This window comes from Eudoraea algarum, from assembly GCF_050589645.1.
Lineage (GTDB): Bacteria > Bacteroidota > Bacteroidia > Flavobacteriales > Flavobacteriaceae > JBNGOQ01.
Genome location: NZ_JBNGOQ010000004.1, coordinates 72,691 through 88,590 on the forward strand (window position 1 = coordinate 72,691; position 15,900 = coordinate 88,590).

At 47.3% G+C, this 15,900-nt stretch carries 13 protein-coding genes; 8 read left to right on the forward strand and 5 right to left on the reverse strand.

The genetic code is table 11. The features are described 5' to 3' along the window. Positions 1-7: 7 nt before the first annotated feature. From ACRD67_RS15360 to ACRD67_RS15385, 6 genes are all read left to right on the forward strand, one after another. Entirely contained in the window at positions 8-2,302 is a 2,295-nt protein-coding gene (locus ACRD67_RS15360) for a DUF5916 domain-containing protein (protein WP_430968108.1), read from the forward strand. A gap of 171 nt (positions 2,303-2,473) precedes the next feature. Then, the gene (locus tag ACRD67_RS15365; RefSeq protein ID WP_430968109.1) at positions 2,474-3,790 is read left to right on the forward strand and encodes a gluconate:H+ symporter; all 1,317 of its coding nucleotides are present in this window, start codon (positions 2,474-2,476) and stop codon (positions 3,788-3,790) included. Positions 3,791-3,803: 13 nt separating this feature from the next. After that, a complete protein-coding gene (locus ACRD67_RS15370; RefSeq protein ID WP_430968110.1) occupies positions 3,804-4,271 on the forward strand; it encodes a RidA family protein in 468 nt (155 codons plus the stop codon). Positions 4,272-4,274: 3 nt separating this feature from the next. After that, positions 4,275-5,387, forward strand: a complete 1,113-nt coding sequence (locus ACRD67_RS15375) for a D-TA family PLP-dependent enzyme (RefSeq protein WP_430968111.1) — start codon at positions 4,275-4,277, stop codon at positions 5,385-5,387. A 19-nt stretch (positions 5,388-5,406) separates the two neighbouring features. Continuing rightward, on the forward strand, positions 5,407-6,471 hold the full coding sequence (locus ACRD67_RS15380) for a dipeptidase (protein WP_430968112.1): 1,065 nt from the start codon (positions 5,407-5,409) through the stop codon (positions 6,469-6,471). Positions 6,472-6,687: 216 nt separating this feature from the next. Continuing rightward, positions 6,688-7,506 carry a DUF6577 family protein gene (locus ACRD67_RS15385; protein WP_430968113.1) on the forward strand — a complete coding sequence of 273 codons (819 nt, stop codon included), beginning with the start codon at positions 6,688-6,690 and terminating at the stop codon, positions 7,504-7,506. An 87-nt stretch (positions 7,507-7,593) separates the two neighbouring features. On the opposite strand, the gene ACRD67_RS15390 is transcribed toward ACRD67_RS15385, so the two are convergent. The 5 genes from ACRD67_RS15390 to ACRD67_RS15410 form a co-directional block, all read right to left on the reverse strand. Further along, on the reverse strand, positions 7,594-7,989 hold the full coding sequence (locus ACRD67_RS15390) for a TonB-dependent receptor (RefSeq protein WP_430968114.1): 396 nt from the start codon (positions 7,987-7,989) through the stop codon (positions 7,594-7,596). Between the two features lie 83 nt (positions 7,990-8,072). Next, positions 8,073-10,628: a zinc-dependent metalloprotease gene (locus tag ACRD67_RS15395; protein WP_430968115.1), complete on the reverse strand. Its 2,556-nt coding sequence runs from the start codon at positions 10,626-10,628 to the stop codon at positions 8,073-8,075. A gap of 221 nt (positions 10,629-10,849) precedes the next feature. Then, positions 10,850-11,455: a precorrin-2 dehydrogenase/sirohydrochlorin ferrochelatase family protein gene (locus ACRD67_RS15400; protein ID WP_430968116.1), complete on the reverse strand. Its 606-nt coding sequence runs from the start codon at positions 11,453-11,455 to the stop codon at positions 10,850-10,852. 46 nt (positions 11,456-11,501) lie between these two features. Beyond that, positions 11,502-12,092 (reverse strand): DUF4202 domain-containing protein, encoded by a 591-nt coding sequence (locus tag ACRD67_RS15405; protein WP_430968117.1) that lies wholly within the window; start codon positions 12,090-12,092, stop codon positions 11,502-11,504. A 62-nt stretch (positions 12,093-12,154) separates the two neighbouring features. After that, positions 12,155-12,910 carry a sulfite exporter TauE/SafE family protein gene (locus tag ACRD67_RS15410; RefSeq protein WP_430968118.1) on the reverse strand — a complete coding sequence of 252 codons (756 nt, stop codon included), beginning with the start codon at positions 12,908-12,910 and terminating at the stop codon, positions 12,155-12,157. 73 nt (positions 12,911-12,983) lie between these two features. Between ACRD67_RS15410 and ACRD67_RS15415 the strand changes: the two genes are divergently transcribed. Both ACRD67_RS15415 and ACRD67_RS15420 read left to right on the forward strand, forming a co-directional pair. Further along, complete coding sequence (locus tag ACRD67_RS15415; protein WP_430968119.1) at positions 12,984-14,795, forward strand: sodium:solute symporter family protein; 1,812 nt, start codon at positions 12,984-12,986, stop codon at positions 14,793-14,795. An 8-nt stretch (positions 14,796-14,803) separates the two neighbouring features. Further along, positions 14,804-15,892 (forward strand): acyltransferase family protein, encoded by a 1,089-nt coding sequence (locus ACRD67_RS15420; RefSeq protein WP_430968120.1) that lies wholly within the window; start codon positions 14,804-14,806, stop codon positions 15,890-15,892. The last annotated feature ends 8 nt before the right edge of the window (positions 15,893-15,900 follow it).

Sequence of the window (15,900 nt, forward strand, 5' to 3'; positions counted from 1 at the left end):
GAACCGGATGACGGTCCTTGTAGCGTGGGCCGTCCAAAGGTTCATTTTTAATGGAGAAAAGAGCGCACACTTTTGGCTTGTGGGGATGGGACTGAGATCGATTTTTTTGGTGTTGGTCCTTCTCCCCCTTTGTCAAATATCTGCACAGGAAGCTATTGTCTTTAAGCCAGACCCGGTTAAAAAAAAGCTAGAGGCCGTAGCCATAAGCTCGCCTTTAAAGATTGATGGTGTACTGGACGAGCCCAGCTGGAAGAGAGCCAAGCCCTCACCGCGCTTTACCCAGATAGAACCCAATCAAGGAGCGCCTCCCACACAGGATACGGAAATCAAGGTGCTATTTGATAAAAACAACCTGTATTTCGGGATTGTTTGTCATGACTCCCTTGGCAAGGACGCCCTTAGGGCCACGGATTTCAAAAGGGATTTTGACTTTAGGACCCACGACCTGGTCACGCTCTGCTTTGACGGCTTCAATGATGAACGCAATGCCATGTCGATTGTGGTCAACCCCTACGGAGTGCAACGCGATTACCTGTCCTTTGATGCGATTTATTATGATATTGAATGGGACGGACTTTGGAAAACCCGAACCACAAGGACCGATACGGGCTGGGTCGCGGAGATAGCGATCCCATGGAAAACCTTGCGGTATCCCAACACCGGGGAGCAGGCCCAGAGCTGGGGATTTCAGCTATATAGGAACAGACGGCTGACCAATGAAATAACGGCCTTTTCGGCCTTCCCCAGGTCCTTTAATTCTGCCCGGATGGATTATGCGGGGGAACTCACCAATCTTAGGCCCCCACCCCCACAGTCCAATATTATCGTACAACCTTATTTTTTAACTTCTTATAAGCAAACCAAGGGATCCAATTCGGACGTGGAAAGCGAGACCACCGATGTAAAAGTCGGCGGGGAATTAAAGTGGGCGGTGAATCCCAATGCGGTTTTGGATGTTACGGTAAACACCGATTTTGCCCAGGCCGAGGTAGATCGGCAAGTGAACAATACCAGCCGGTTTTCGGTCTTCTTTCCGGAGCGAAGACAGTTTTTCCTGGAGAACGCATCGCTATTTGGCATTAATGTTCGCCCCGGGAGCGGTTCACAAGGGGGGTCCATGCGGGTACAGCCCTTTTTTAGCAGAAGAATTGGTCTGGACGACCAGGCCAGTCCCATACCCATAGATGCCGGAGGGCGCTTTGTAAATCGTTCCACCCAACGGAACTACGGCGCCATCCTGATGCGTCAACGGGGAGACTCCCTTACGCCTGCGACCAATTTTTTTGTAGGACGCTACTCGGAAAACTTTGGCAAGCAAAACCGTATAGGCACATTGATCACCACAAAGAACAGACCGGACAATACAAATATCACCGGAACCATTGATGCCTTCGTGCGCTTTGGGGAATCGCACTCCCTTAACACCTTGCTAAGTTATTCGGGGAATACCGAGGTGGGCGGAAATGGATTTTCCGGCATTGCCCAGTACTTCTACTCCACCAATACCTGGAAAGGGTGGTGGACACAATCGGTCGTTACTGAGAATTTTGACCCGGCCTTAGGATTCATTTCGCGAAACGATGTTATTGGGACCACCCCGGGATTGATCCACTATTTTAGAGGAGAACGCCTGCCGTTTAAGAAATGGCTCCGTGCTTTTGAACCCAGTGTTTTTGCCCAGTTCTACCACCGGGCATCCACAGGTCGGTTGATCGAACGTCAGCTTGGAGCGTTTCCCTTTTATCTCAATTTGCAGAACGGCGGCTATTTTGGGTATGGAGTGAACCTGTTTTTTCAACGCCTGACCGAAGCTTTTTCGCCCTTGGAGGTTCCCATTGGTGTTGGAACCTATGACTATGTGCAACATACCCTATTAGCCAGTACCGATCCCTCAAAGAAATTCAATATCAATGGCACGGTCAATTTTGGAAGTTACTTCAATGGCCGATTGGATTCCTATGACATCCAGGCAAAATATGCTCCGCTACCGCATATTTCCCTTGGTGCAGGACTTAATCGCGTTAAGTTCGGTGGCGTTGGCATCAACAGCACGGACAAAACCGTGGACCTGTACAATCTGGAAGGGCGTTTCGCATGGAATCCTAGGATACAGCTGTCCGCCTTTTATCAGAGCAATTCGGAAAACAACAGGCGAAATTTAAACATTCGCTTTTCATGGGAGTACAGACCCCTGTCGTTCATTTATTTGGTGTTCAACGATCAAGATTTTAACGATACACTCTTGGGGCAACGAACAGAACGGCAGGCCATTGCCAAAATCAGTTATCTAAAGCAGTTTTGACCCTAAACCTTAAATAAAATGAATTCCAAACCCCGCACCTATATGGGTCCGATCGTGCCCCATACCGTTTTGGTCTCGGGAACAGGGAGGTACATTTTAAAGAGAGTTGCCCCTATACCATGGTATTTCCGATCGAATCAGTATTTTTATGACCTCACTTAATTCAACCATATGCCACTGATCATTGTTATTATTGGAATTGTACTCTTATTTGTACTCATTGCAAAATTTAAATTAAACGCCTTCCTCACCTTTATTATCATCTCACTTTTCGTCGGTATCGCCGAGGGTATGGATTTGGAAAAAGTCGTGGATTCCATCCAGGCGGGGATTGGAAACACCCTAGGCTTCCTGGTCTTGATCTTAGGGCTCGGGGCCATGTTGGGCAAACTGGTCGCAGATAGCGGAGCTGCACAAAGGATAACGACCAAATTAGTGTCTACCTTTGGGATAAAATATGTGCAATGGGCCGTTGTGTTAACGGGTTTTATCGTTGGTATTCCCATGTTCTACTCGGTGGGCTTTGTAATCTTGGTCCCCCTGGTGTTTACCGTGGCCGCGGCAACGAGGCTTCCCTTGCTCTATGTAGGACTTCCCATGCTGGCATCCCTTTCGGTAACCCATGGGTATCTTCCACCCCATCCCGCACCAACGGCAATTACCATAATGTTCAATGCGGATCTAGGAAAAACCCTGATCTATGGGCTCATCGTGGCCATACCAGCGATCATCATTGCGGGACCCTTATTTTCCAGAACCATAAAAAACGTAAATGCCACCCCTTTGAAGGAATTTGTAAACCCCAGAGTATTGGAGGACCACGAAATGCCAAGTATGGGCGTCAGTATTTTTACCGCCCTGCTCCCTATTGTATTGATTGCCGCGGCAACTTTGGCCGATTTGTTTTTACCCGAGGACTTTCCCCTAAAAAGCACCATCAATTTTTTGGGCAATCCTGCCGTAGCCATGCTTATTTCGGTACTGGTGGCCATTTATACCTTAGGGCTTGCCAGAGGAAAGAAAATGACGGAAGTGATGGATTCCCTGGTGAGCTCCATATCTGGCATTACCATGGTACTTTTGATTATTGCTGGCGCGGGCGCGCTCAAACAAGTATTGGTAGATAGCGGGGTAAGCGAATATATCGCCAATATGTTAAAGGGTTCAACCATTTCCCCACTGTTCTTGGCATGGCTTATCGCTACGGTGATCAGGGTATGTGTGGGTTCGGCCACCGTGGCCGGATTGACTGCTGCGGGCATCGTATTGCCACTGGTTTCCAGTACTGGAGTAAGTGCGGAACTCATGGTGCTTGCCATTGGCTCGGGCAGTCTTATGCTCTCCCATGTAAACGATAGCGGTTTCTGGCTGTTCAAGGAATATTTTAATCTAACGGTAAAAGAAACACTTAGGACCTGGACCATTATGGAAACTACGGTTGGGGTCATGGGACTGATAGGGGTCTTAATTTTAAATGCATTGCTATAAACAACTTACAATTATGAACAAAACATCACCTTCTGAAAAAGTCAAGGAATTAGGTCTGGAGTTCCCACCAGCGCCGCAACCTGTTGGGGTATACCGCCCCATACTCGTTGTGGGGAAGTTCTTGTACGTATCGGGACAGGGGCCTATTAATATGGACGGAACCCTAATGGTAGGCCGTGCCGGGGATGATCAGGACATGGAACAGGCCAAAAAGGCCGCTAGGCAGGTGGGCCTTACCATGCTCTCCACGATCAGGACACATTTTGGGGGCCTCGACCAAATCAAAAGAGTGGTAAAGGTCTTGGGGATGGTGAACTCCACGCCCGATTTTGGAAAACAACCGTACGTGGTAAATGGCTTCAGTGAACTGATGGCCGATGTTTTCGGAAAAGAGAATGGCATAGGGGTGCGCAGCGCCGTAGGCATGATGTTGCCCGACAATATTGTTGTTGAAGTGGAAGCAATGTTCGAATTACACTAAGCCATGGAGCAAAAAAATTGGTACGCATTGGACAAGCCGGAGGAGGTTATCTCCCCCTCACTTCTCGTGTATCCAGAAAGGATTGAAAAGAATATCCAAAGAATGATTGGAATTTCGGGCGGGGTCCAGTTTTTACGGCCGCACGTAAAGACCCATAAAATGGCCGAAATCATTAAGATGCAGTTGAAGCACGGCATATATAAATTTAAATGTGCAACGATAGCGGAGGCGGAACTTTTGGCGCAATCGGGCGCTACCGACATACTGTTGGCGGTACAACCAACCGGAGCGAACATCCCAAGGCTCTTTGCACTAATGGAAACCTACAGGCAGGCAAAATTTTCCGCCATAGTAGACAGTGGGCAAATTATCGACCAAATAGCGACTATGGCAAAACTAAAGGAACAAGTGGTTTCGCTATGGCTCGATATCAACAATGGAATGAACAGGACGGGTATTGTCCCGGGCGATAAAGCCTTTGAATTGTACAGGGCATTGGTAGATTCCCCTCAGCTGGTAGCGGCCGGACTGCACGTTTATGATGGGCATATCAGGGACCCCGACTTTAGCTTGCGGAAAGAAAAGTGTGATACGGCCTTCCAAGAGGTGATACAGCTAAAGGAAAGATTACAAAAAGCAGGAATGCCCGTAGAGCATATGGTGGCCGGAGGATCGCCCTCCTTTGAAATCCACGCAGCAAGAAAGAACGTGGAAACGAGCCCGGGAACAACCCTATTATGGGATCGTGGCTATGGTGGACTTTTTCCAGAAATGCAATTCCTGCCGGCGGCGGTCTTGATGACCAGGGTAATCAGCAAGCCAAGGGCCGATTACCTATGTTTTGACCTGGGGCATAAATCGGTCGCTTCCGAAATGCCGCTTCCAAGGGTGGAATTTTTGAACGCGGGACAGTATACCCAAATGGGTCAGAGCGAGGAGCATCTGGTTGTGGAAAGCCCCGAAGCGGACACCTATGCCCCGGGAGATATTGCTTATGTGGTGCCCAAGCATATTTGTCCCACCGTGGCCAAATACGATAGTGTACTGACGGTTAAAGAGGGCAAAGTCACCGGGCGTTGGAAAGTTGCGGCCCGCGATCATAAGATGCTTACCTAATCCTAAATTTGTAAATCACATGTTTATACTCGATGCGCATCTAGACCTCGCCATGAACGCCATGGAATGGAACCGGGATCTCACCTGGACGGTGGATGAGATCCGTGAAAGTGAGCGGGGAATGACCGATAGACCGGATCGGGGAAAGAATACCGTTTCCTTACAGGCCATGAGAGAGGGCAATATAGGACTTTGTGTAGCCACACAGATTGCACGTTATGTGAAACCCGAAAGCCAACTTCCGGGGTGGAATTCGCCTCAACAGGCTTGGGCCCAGACCCAAGGACAGCTGGCATGGTACAGGACCATGGAGGATTTGGGGGAGATGGTCCAGATAACCGGCCTTCAGGGATTGAAGAAGCATATAAAACTATGGGAGGGCACATCCGCTGATAAGCCCATAGGCTATATTTTGAGCTTGGAGGGAGCCGATTCCATTGTGAGCATGGCGCATTTGGAAAAATCCTTTGAATCTGGGCTTAGGGCCATTGGCCCCGCCCATTACGGTCCAGGCACCTATGCCCATGGTACGGACTCGGTCGGGGGTATTGGCAGCAAAGGAAAGGAACTCCTCAAAAAAATAGAGGAATTGAACTTAATTTTGGACGCTACCCATCTGTGCGACATGAGTTTTTGGGAAACCATGAAGATCTACAACGGCCCGGTATGGGCCAGTCATAACAACTGCAGAAAATTGGTTGATCATAATCGGCAATTTTCCGATGAGCAGATCAAGGAGCTAATTTCCAGAAAAGCGGTAATAGGTGTTGCCCTGGATGCTTGGATGATGGTACCCAATTGGACTAGAGGGGAATCTACCCCTGAGGGTATGGGGGTGAACTTGGGTCAAATGATCGATAATATTGACCATATTTGCCAACTAAGCGGAGATTCCAAGCATGTGGGCATAGGCACGGATTTGGACGGGGCGTTCGGGAAGGAACAAAGCCCGGCCGATCTGGATACCATAGCGGATTTGCAAAAAGTACCTGATATGCTCAAACTACGGGGCTATTCTCAAGGAGATATTGAGAATATTATGCACCAAAACTTTATCGACTTCTTGGAACGGACCTGGTCATGACCTGTGCTTCCAACAAATGAAATAATCCATCCTAGCGCTGATGTAAGGGTAAACTAGCCCAAGAACATAAATCACTGTAAAACATATAGTTAAAGAGAATCTAGTTATAAATATCTTTAAATTAAAATCCAATTTTTGCCAGAAAATAATATTAACACCGATTATTGGTATTCCAATATTTACCGGAATTAGTTATCTTTGAGAATATTTTGAACTATGGTTTCAAGAATTATAGAAAATACGCTGGTTGAAGAGTTTAAAAACAAGCAACTTTTTACGCGAGAGGAACTCGTTCGTTTTTTTAGACAGTTTGAGCCAGGAATGACGGCGGGAACCTTGGGCTGGCGGATCCACAGCCTCAGGCGAAAAAATATCATAAAAACGGTAAAAAGAGGGGTATATACAATCGCCAAAACCCCTGCATTTGACCCTGTCTTTTCGGAAGAGCTGCTACCACTTTTTCAGCGAATAGCCGAAAAATATGGTGAGCTTCGTTATTGTATATGGGACACGGCCTGGCTGAACGAGTTTGTACTTCAAAGGGCGGGAAAGCCCATGCTTATTATCGAAATTGAAAAGCAGGCGGTAGCCCCACTGTACTATTACCTAAAAGAGAACTTCCCTCATGAGCTTTTTATTGATCCCAAGGGCAAGGAAATTGCCTTTTACGTGGCTCTAAGTGAATATCCGGTCATTGTTAGGCGGTTAATCGCTCGTTCACCTGTTGAAAAGGGGTCCGAAAGCAGGATGAATGTCCCTATTCCTGCTCTGGAGAAAATGCTCGTAGACCTTTTTACAGAAAGGAAGCTGTTTTACTTCTTCAAGCGCAGGGAAGTGGCGAACATTTTTGAAAGCGCCCTTAAGAAGTACGGGGTCAACTATACCCGTATGTTCAGTTATGCGGCGCGCCGTGAAAAGGAGCAGGAAATCAAGGCTTTTATGCTGCACAATTTTGAGTATTTGGTGAAGGAAATCATCGTGGACCAAGCTCCGCCCGTACCGCTAATCAAACGGAAATGGCGAAAGACAAAATAGAATATACTGATAAGTACATATGTTATAGAGTCTTAAAAACCAAAGACTTGAAATCAAAAACTACAAATATATCAATCGGTATTTTTATTAAAATGTTTCAATTACAACAACACCGTTCGCAGCTCTCGAACCATAGATTGCGGAGTAAGGTTCGGAAAGCACCGAAATCTTTTTTACAATGGAAACGTCTATTAAATCATTGACGGACTGGAAGGATTGACCGATAGGATAATCATTAAGGATGTAAAGAGGTTCGCCCACCGGTTGTTGCACGGAATTCACCGTTCCCCTTAAAACTGGGATATTGCCCCTAAGAATGACCCCAGGCACTTTTCGCATCATGTTCAAAAGGCTTACCTGGTCGTTTCCCACGGTCGCTTCCTGGGCCCGATAAATATTGACCCGATCACTGGTGGCCTCACTGGACTTGCACGATATGGATAAAAGGCCCACAAGAGATAGAAGGAGGATTATATTTTTCATTTTACACAGATTTAAAGACAACGATAAGGTACAAAAAATGGGAATACAGTGGGCCTTATGGGTTTTTTGGTTCGGAAGACAGATCAGTTGCCGTCATTTGCCTTAATGGAAAGGTCCTTGTTAAAAGGGATATACGGAAGATTGGAATCCTTGTCCTCCCCAATGACCTCGGTTATCTGTCTTTTTAAATATTCCAGATGGGCAATGGTCAACCTATCGGTGATTACCGGGATCGTACCTTTTATCCTGCGTTGTAATACCAACAGTTCGCTTAATGCCAGGGAACGCACATCGGTATTTGAGGTATACCCTTCGGAAAGTTTCGCAAGTAGCTGCTCTACCATGCCGTTGGCCTTTTCGGGCTTGTACAGCGCTATCATATTGGCCACATAGGATTTTTGTAGTTTTCGCTGATAGGCGTTTGTTTGGTAAAATACGTTCATTTCCCCCCAAATGAGTTGGTTGAGGTCATCCAAATATTCCTCCGGCCGATAGGGATTTTCGTTACCATATCGTTCCGCAATGAAAGTCATGCGGCTCAAACGGCTTCCCCCGAGCAAATTCAGCATAATAGCCTCCATGGTGCGGGTTACCGATTCTTTGGATTGTGGTGATTGTATAGCGTTTAGGATATCGTTCCGTAACAACCATTTGGGCGCCCTAAAGATATGATGGTCCAAAAAGACCAAGGCCTCTTTCTGAATCTGTTTGGGCACAGGCCTGTATACCGCCCCACCATCTCCCTGAGTTTTGGGGGTGGTGTAAATGCCGCCAATGTTTTTGGCCACATGAAAAAGGTAATCACTGTACTGATCCACTAAGGCCTTATAGAGGCGGTCTAGATTCTCATAGTCATCACTGCTGCGTTCCTTGGTCCATTCGGGCAAGTGCGGCAAGATCCGTTGTAAGTTAATAATACCGTAGGTACTTGCGATCATCGCGTTATTTCCCATATCCTCGCTCTGTGATCGGGGGTCAAAGTCGCGCCCCTCTCCCCCAAACCACAATCTGGGGTTGTCGGCAATGCTATCGCTAACCATTTGGCTCAAGCGTTCTCTTTGTTGCACCGCTGTGCTATCTGGGGACTTTGGAGAATATCCCCATTGGATGGCCCATTTGTCGTAATCTCCGATCCGTGGCATGAGATAGGCTGCAGGGATACTGTCTTCGGGCTGGGCTACGTAATTAAAACGGGCATAGTCCATGATTGAACTGGTATGCCCCATTTTTTTTAACCAATCCGCGTTTCTTAAATTTTCCACGGGCGTGGCATAACTAGCGGCCATATTGTGTCGTAGCCCCAAGGTATGTCCTACCTCATGCGCGCTTACAAAGCGAATTAAACTACCCATGAGAGCAGTGTCAAATGTCATCTTACGTGCTCGTTCGTCCACAGCTCCCGCCTGGATCATATACCAGTCGTGCAATAAGCTCAGGAGATTATGGTACCAGCCGATATGGCTTTCCAAAATCTCCCCGCTCCGGGGATCCACGATGTTGGGGCCATAGGCATTTTTCCTTGGCGACGCAAAATAGCGCAAGACGGAATACCGAGAATCCTCCAGGCTCATATCGGGGTCGTTCTCTGGCCACTCCTTGCCCATGATGGCATTCTTGAATCCCGCCTGCTCAAAGGCAACCTGCCAATCATTGATGCCTTGTATGAGATAGGGGCGCCATTTTTTGGGTGTTGCCGGATCAATGTAATAGACAATGGGCTTCTTAGGTTCAACAAGTGCCCCGTTTTTCCATCGTTCCAAATCTTCCGGTTTGGGTTCCAAACGCCAGCGGTGTATATAGATATTGCGATCTACCTTTTGCTGATCATCTCCATATTCCAAATAAGAACTGGCAAAATACCCCACTCGGGAATCGTAAAACCGTTTTCGCATGGGGACACGCGGCAGCATGATAAATGAATTGTTGAGCTCTAAGGTGACAGCCCCTGAAAGCACTGCCGCCGGGAGTTCCTTTTTGGATTTTCCCTTTCCTGTCTTTGCCCGATAGGTCTTTACCGTTCTAATTTCGGTATTGATGGGAAAGGAACGGATTTCCTTGATATAGGACCGGTCCTTTTCCAAAACAGAGAGTCTGTAGGCTTCCTTCTGTGCTTCGGTCAAGGCCAGCAACGGATTTTCGCTGTTGATGAAATCGGTAAGGTCTATTAGGGAAGACTGTGCTTCCTCGTTACGCTCTTTAATATCAAACGCCTTTAAAATAGGGGTAATGCTGGAGTTGTTCACGGCCTTGGCGATGGCGTCTTCCTCATCGGCAGTGCCTATCAGGGTGGCAACACGCAAAAAGAGGGTATTCTCTGGGCCTTTTTCAAAAAAAATGGTCCGTTCCCCTACCTTCTCGCCTCCGTAATTCCCTGCACCGGCAGGAGTCTTTATAAAACGGGTCACCACAAGAATTTCGCGGTTCAACAAACTATCGGGAATCTCAAAGTAATAGGTGCTTCCCACCTGGTGCACCGTAAAAAGACCCTGAGAGCTATGTGCATCCTTGGGTACCAAGCGCGAGGATTTGGACGCACTGCCCAGCCTACCCGTAGAGCCATCCCTCTTGGTCAGGAAAGATGTGGAACCACAGGAACTAAAAAGGAAAAGTAAACATAATAATCCGAAGAAAATTCTCATGACCAGTCATGGTTTAGATGAAAATTTTGTATCGGAGCGGGTTTGGTCAGAATCTGTCCGGGAAGTGGCTAAATGACCATGCCATTTCACAAACGGGATTCCATGGCTACAAATATATAGCAATTTTACCGAATTAAATGGCAGTGTCCCTAGAGCGAGTAGGCTAAGGAATGGGTTTAGATGAAAATTTCCGGGAGTTGCCAGCGCTTCTTTTGGCTGGTTTAGTTTGACTTTTCATTTTCATCGGCCCGCTTCTTGCTCACCAAGCCTTTGGTATACTCGTTCAGGGTTTCCACCTTTTCCTCAAAATCGCCTTTAAGGGTCTTTCGGAACTCATTGAGGTTTTTGACCAGATCATCAATATTCTCCGGGATAACGTCCTCAAAGAACTGGCGGAGGCGCTTGGCTGTAGTGGGCGATTTGCCATTGGTAGAAATGGCCACCTTTACATTCCCCTTGGTCACTATTCCGCCCATATAAAAATCACAGAAGGGCGGATTGTCCGCTACATTGACCAGAATGTGCCGTGCCCGACAATCGTGATAGACCTGCTCATTTACAGCAGTCTTATCCGTTGTGGCAACCACCATGTGCCGGCCTTCCAAACAAGTGGCGTGGTAGGCATCCTGGGTAAGTGTTACCTGGTGTTTTTGGGCTAGGGCCACGGTCTCGGGCAAAAATTCCAACGCCACCATTTCCACTCGGGCAGCGGGACTGGACTTTAGCAAAAAAGTCAGTTTTTCCAACGCCACCTTACCTCCACCCACAATGAGAACATTCAATTGGGAGACCTTTAAAAAAATGGGGTACAATTCATTCCGTTCCATGCCGGGATCCTTCTTTTTTACTGAATTTCCTTGTAAAGATAGGGCATCAATCTTGAATGGCCTTGGCTATGAGTTGGGAAGAAACTTTGGACAAGGACAGTCCCAAGGCCGCTTCCCGGCCCTTTTTGGACATTTTCCGCCAGGTTTTCCGAAGAATGTCCAAGAGCTTTTCCTCCGCGTGTTTTTCGGCAAAGGCCTCCAAATAGAATTGGAGAAAGACCAAGCAGATTACATCCTCCAAAACCTGGGTCTCCTCATTTTTTTTCAATTTCTTTTTCTCCAAAAGAAAGGCCACCTTATCAATGGTTTCCTTTTCATATCCCGCGGCTTCCATAATGACGCTTGCCTTTTGCACATGGAATTTTTTAAGATCCTGACGCCATTTTAAATAGCCCGCGCGATCCATTTCGTAGGATTCTCTTGGAATTTCCCAGCGACAAATGTGCTGGCATCGGGCGGTCAACTGCAGATGTTCCGATGCATCGGGGGCGAAAGCATTCAGGGTATCCGTCATTCGAATGGCATATAACAGCTCTTTCGGGTAACTTTTCCCCTCATAGGATTCCGTATTTGGATCTTGGCTGTTTGCGTCGTCAAAACGCTGAAAGGCCTGGAGCATTCTATCGGAAGTTGCCATGTTTTTCTTTGGAATTTCGGATGCTTCTAAAAAACAAAGATAGGCAAAACGCTGGCGGAATCTTATCGCAACAAGATCAACAATGCGCCGATCCCGGTAAGGACCAATATCATTTTTCGATAAAAACCCTCCCGGATAAGTTTTACCAACTTGACCCCTACGAACAATCCCAGGGCAATGGCAGGGAGCAGTCGTAAATTGATGGGGAGCGTATCCAGGTCTATGGTCTTCCACACAAAAATGTGAAAAGGAAGTTTGATCAGGTTGTTGAGCAAGAACAGCCAGGCGGCGGTGCCTATAAAGACATTTTTGGGTACGCGCATGGCCAGAAAGTAGATATTGGAAAAGGCCCCGGCCAAGTTGCCGATCATTGTGGTGACACCGGCCATAACCCCCATAAGACCAGCAAAGGCCCAATGGGTGGGCACTTTTTTTGAGGGTCGTCGATCCCACCAATACATCATGCCCACACTGATGAGAATAATAATTGAAATCCCGATCTTGAACAAACGCTCCGGAAGATCCTTGCCGATAAGGACACCGATGACAATGCCCAGCGTCATCCAGGGGAGAAAGCGAAAGATGTACTTCCATTGCGCATGTTTGTTATAGTAGATCACGGCAAAAACATCGGCTACAACGAGCATAGGGACAATGAGACCTGTAGATTTCCGGGCACCAAAGGCCAGCGCCATAAGGGTTACGGTAATGACCGCAATACCTTTTATGCCCGATTTGGACACCCCCAACACAAAGGAGCCCGCAAACGCGAGCACCCATGAAAGTGTAGAAATATCCAAGGTGGTGAACAGGAACATGGTCGGGTTTAGAAAGACTTGGGTAAAGGTATCTCAAAAAATAATATCTTTATGGCTTAACCAAAACCGAACTATGGAACTAAGTACACTTGACTATAGCCTGATTATCGGCTTTTTCTCAATCGTTTTAGGAATTGGAATCTATGTTTCCAAAGCTTCGGGAAAGAGTTCTTCAGAGTTCTTTCTCTCTGGGCGCACTATGCCCTGGTGGCTATTAGGGCTGTCCATGGTGGCGACTACCTTTTCTACGGATACCCCTAACCTGGTGACCGATATTGTTCGCACGAACGGTGTGTCTGGCAATTGGGTCTGGTGGGCCTTCCTGATTACCGGTCTTCTGACCGTGTTCGTGTATGCCAAGCTTTGGAGGAAATCCAACGTCAACACGGATCTTGAGTTTTATGAACTTCGTTATGGAGGAGGTCCGGCCAGTTTTTTACGAAAGTTTCGCGCAATCTATTTGGGGGTTATTTTCAATGTTATAACGATGTCTGCCGTTACCCTGGCCGCCATTAAGATAGGTGGCATCATGTTGGGTCTGGAGCCCTGGCAGACCGTCATCAGTGCGGGTCTCATAACGGTTACCTTTAGCGCCCTGGGCGGATTTAAAGGCGTGGTCTATACCGATTTTCTATTGTTTTTTGTGGCCATGGGCGGTGCCATTGGGGCGGCCTACTACCTGGTAAATCTACCCGAAGTGGGTGGTATTGCCGGGATTATGGCCAATGAAAATGTAGCGGGGAAGCTTTCCATCATCCCCGATTTTAGCGACACCAAGGTATTGATAACCTTGTTTATTATACCCCTGGCCGTGCAATGGTGGAGCTCTTGGTATCCTGGCGCCGAACCTGGCGGTGGTGGCTACATAGCACAAAGGATGCTTGCGGCCAAAGATGAGAACCATGCTATAGGAGCAACGTTCTTTTTTAACATTATGCATTATGCCTTAAGACCTTGGCCCTGGATCTTAGTCGCCTTGGCCTCCTTGGTCGTTTTTCCGGATGTTGCCAGTATCCACGAGGCGTTTCCAAATGTGGCGGAAGACAAATTAGGACATGACCTGGCCTACTCGGCCATGTTGACCAAGCTGCCTAGCGGACTTTTGGGACTGGTCTTGGCTTCTTTAATAGCGGCTTACATGAGTACCATCTCCACCCAATTGAATTGGGGATCCTCCTATATCGTATACGATTTTTATAAGCAACAGATCAACCCGAACGCTTCAGAAAAAAGACTTGTAGCGGTGGGAAGGTTGTCTACCATCGGCCTGATGGTGTTTAGTGCGGCATTGGCCTTGCTGTTGCAGAACGCCTTACAGTTATTTGAAGTGTTATTGGTCTTTGGAGCTGGCACAGGACTTATTTTTATCTTAAGATGGTTTTGGTGGCGTATCAACGCCTGGAGCGAAATAACGGCAATGTTCGCCTCCGGGATTATTTCAATAGTTATAAAATTAACTGCCGTTGGCCCCTTCTTTTTTGCCGCAGATACTGGGGTGTTCCCAGATTGGGCAGAATATCCCTTCGTTGTATTGTCGACCTCGATCATTTGGCTTGCCGCTACTTTTATGACCCAACCGGAGTCAAAAGAAGTGCTTCAAAACTTTTATAAAAAAATTCAACCTGGAGGTCCGGGATGGAAAAAGATAATTGCCGAGGCCGAGGCCGATAAGGTAGAGATTGTGAACTCGGACGAACCTTGGAGTGTGCCCTCTGGGCTTAAGGCCATGGTTCTGGGGTGCATACTCATTTATTCCTGTATGTTCGCCACAGGGTATTGGATTTATGGCGATTACGCATGGGCCACTGGACTTACAGTCACGGCAGCAGTTTCGGCGGCCTTGCTCATTAGGGTATGGAACCGAATGAAGGATACTATTTTATAGGTGCCGTAATGAAAGAAAGGGTTATCTCCGTCGATATTTTTAGAGGGCTTACCATTGTACTTATGATTTTGGTAAACACACCGGGTACCTGGTCCCATGTTTATGCACCCCTCTTGCATGCCAAATGGCACGGCTACACACCAACAGACTTGGTATTCCCATTTTTTCTGTTTATCGTGGGGACATCCATTGTTTTTGCCTACCGCAACAAGAAAGCAGATTCCAAGACCTATAAAAAAATTACGGTACGGAGCCTAAAACTGATCGGTCTGGGCCTTTTCTTGGGAGCGTTCACCATTTATTTCCCGTTTTTCAAGGATTTTGCGGACATCCGCTTCCCTGGGGTATTGCAGCGTATAGGGGTGGTTTTCTTTTTTACCGCACTTTTGTTTTTGCACGGTAACTGGAAGGTGCTGTTGGGCATCTGTATTTCCCTTTTGGTGGGCTATTGGGTATGGATGGGCTACCTACCCATCAACGGGATGGAACCCACCTTTGATCGAGCACCCAACAACTGGGCCAACTTTATTGACCTTAAGGTGTTTGGCACCCATATGTACAGAGCGGACTATGACCCTGAAGGGCTACTGAGCACGCTGCCGTCCATTGCATCTTCATTGTTTGGCGTTTTTACCGGAATGGTCCTGGTTTCCAAAAGAAAAAAGAAAGAGACCCTGCTGGTGGCCATGGGTGTGGTCCTGATTGTTCTTGGTCATCTCTGGGACCTGGCTTTTCCGATCAACAAGGCCTTGTGGACCAGTAGCTTTGTGCTGGTTACCGCAGGATGGGCCAACGTATTCTTAGCATTGATCTACTACCTCTCCGATGTAAAGGGGATTAAATTTGGGAGTATTTTCAAGTATGCCGGCGCCAATGCGATCGCGGTTTATTTTTTGAGCAGCTTCGTGACGAAGATTTTTTACGCCATTAAGGTTGATGAGGAGACTTCCCTGCACAGTTGGCTTTTTGATACGGTATACACCCACGGATTTCTTTCTGCCAAATTCTCTTCCCTACTTTATGGATTGACTGTGGTGAGCTTTTATATGTTACTGGCCTATGTGATGCACAGAAAGAAGATTTTTATAAAAGTGTAATACGCCGC

Excerpts from the sequence above, each read along its gene's own strand:
- ACRD67_RS15360 (WP_430968108.1), top strand. The coding sequence starts at position 8 with ATGACGGTCCTTGTAGCGTGGGCCGTCCAAAGGTTCATTTTTAATGGA.
- ACRD67_RS15365 (WP_430968109.1), top strand. The coding sequence starts at position 2,474 with ATGCCACTGATCATTGTTATTATTGGAATTGTACTCTTATTTGTACTC.
- ACRD67_RS15370 (WP_430968110.1), top strand. The coding sequence starts at position 3,804 with ATGAACAAAACATCACCTTCTGAAAAAGTCAAGGAATTAGGTCTGGAG.
- ACRD67_RS15375 (WP_430968111.1), top strand. The coding sequence starts at position 4,275 with ATGGAGCAAAAAAATTGGTACGCATTGGACAAGCCGGAGGAGGTTATC.
- ACRD67_RS15380 (WP_430968112.1), top strand. The coding sequence starts at position 5,407 with ATGTTTATACTCGATGCGCATCTAGACCTCGCCATGAACGCCATGGAA.
- ACRD67_RS15385 (WP_430968113.1), top strand. The coding sequence starts at position 6,688 with ATGGTTTCAAGAATTATAGAAAATACGCTGGTTGAAGAGTTTAAAAAC.
- ACRD67_RS15390 (WP_430968114.1), bottom strand. The coding sequence starts at position 7,989 with ATGAAAAATATAATCCTCCTTCTATCTCTTGTGGGCCTTTTATCCATA.
- ACRD67_RS15395 (WP_430968115.1), bottom strand. The coding sequence starts at position 10,628 with ATGAGAATTTTCTTCGGATTATTATGTTTACTTTTCCTTTTTAGTTCC.
- ACRD67_RS15400 (WP_430968116.1), bottom strand. The coding sequence starts at position 11,455 with ATGGAACGGAATGAATTGTACCCCATTTTTTTAAAGGTCTCCCAATTG.
- ACRD67_RS15405 (WP_430968117.1), bottom strand. The coding sequence starts at position 12,092 with ATGGCAACTTCCGATAGAATGCTCCAGGCCTTTCAGCGTTTTGACGAC.
- ACRD67_RS15410 (WP_430968118.1), bottom strand. The coding sequence starts at position 12,910 with ATGTTCCTGTTCACCACCTTGGATATTTCTACACTTTCATGGGTGCTC.
- ACRD67_RS15415 (WP_430968119.1), top strand. The coding sequence starts at position 12,984 with ATGGAACTAAGTACACTTGACTATAGCCTGATTATCGGCTTTTTCTCA.
- ACRD67_RS15420 (WP_430968120.1), top strand. The coding sequence starts at position 14,804 with ATGAAAGAAAGGGTTATCTCCGTCGATATTTTTAGAGGGCTTACCATT.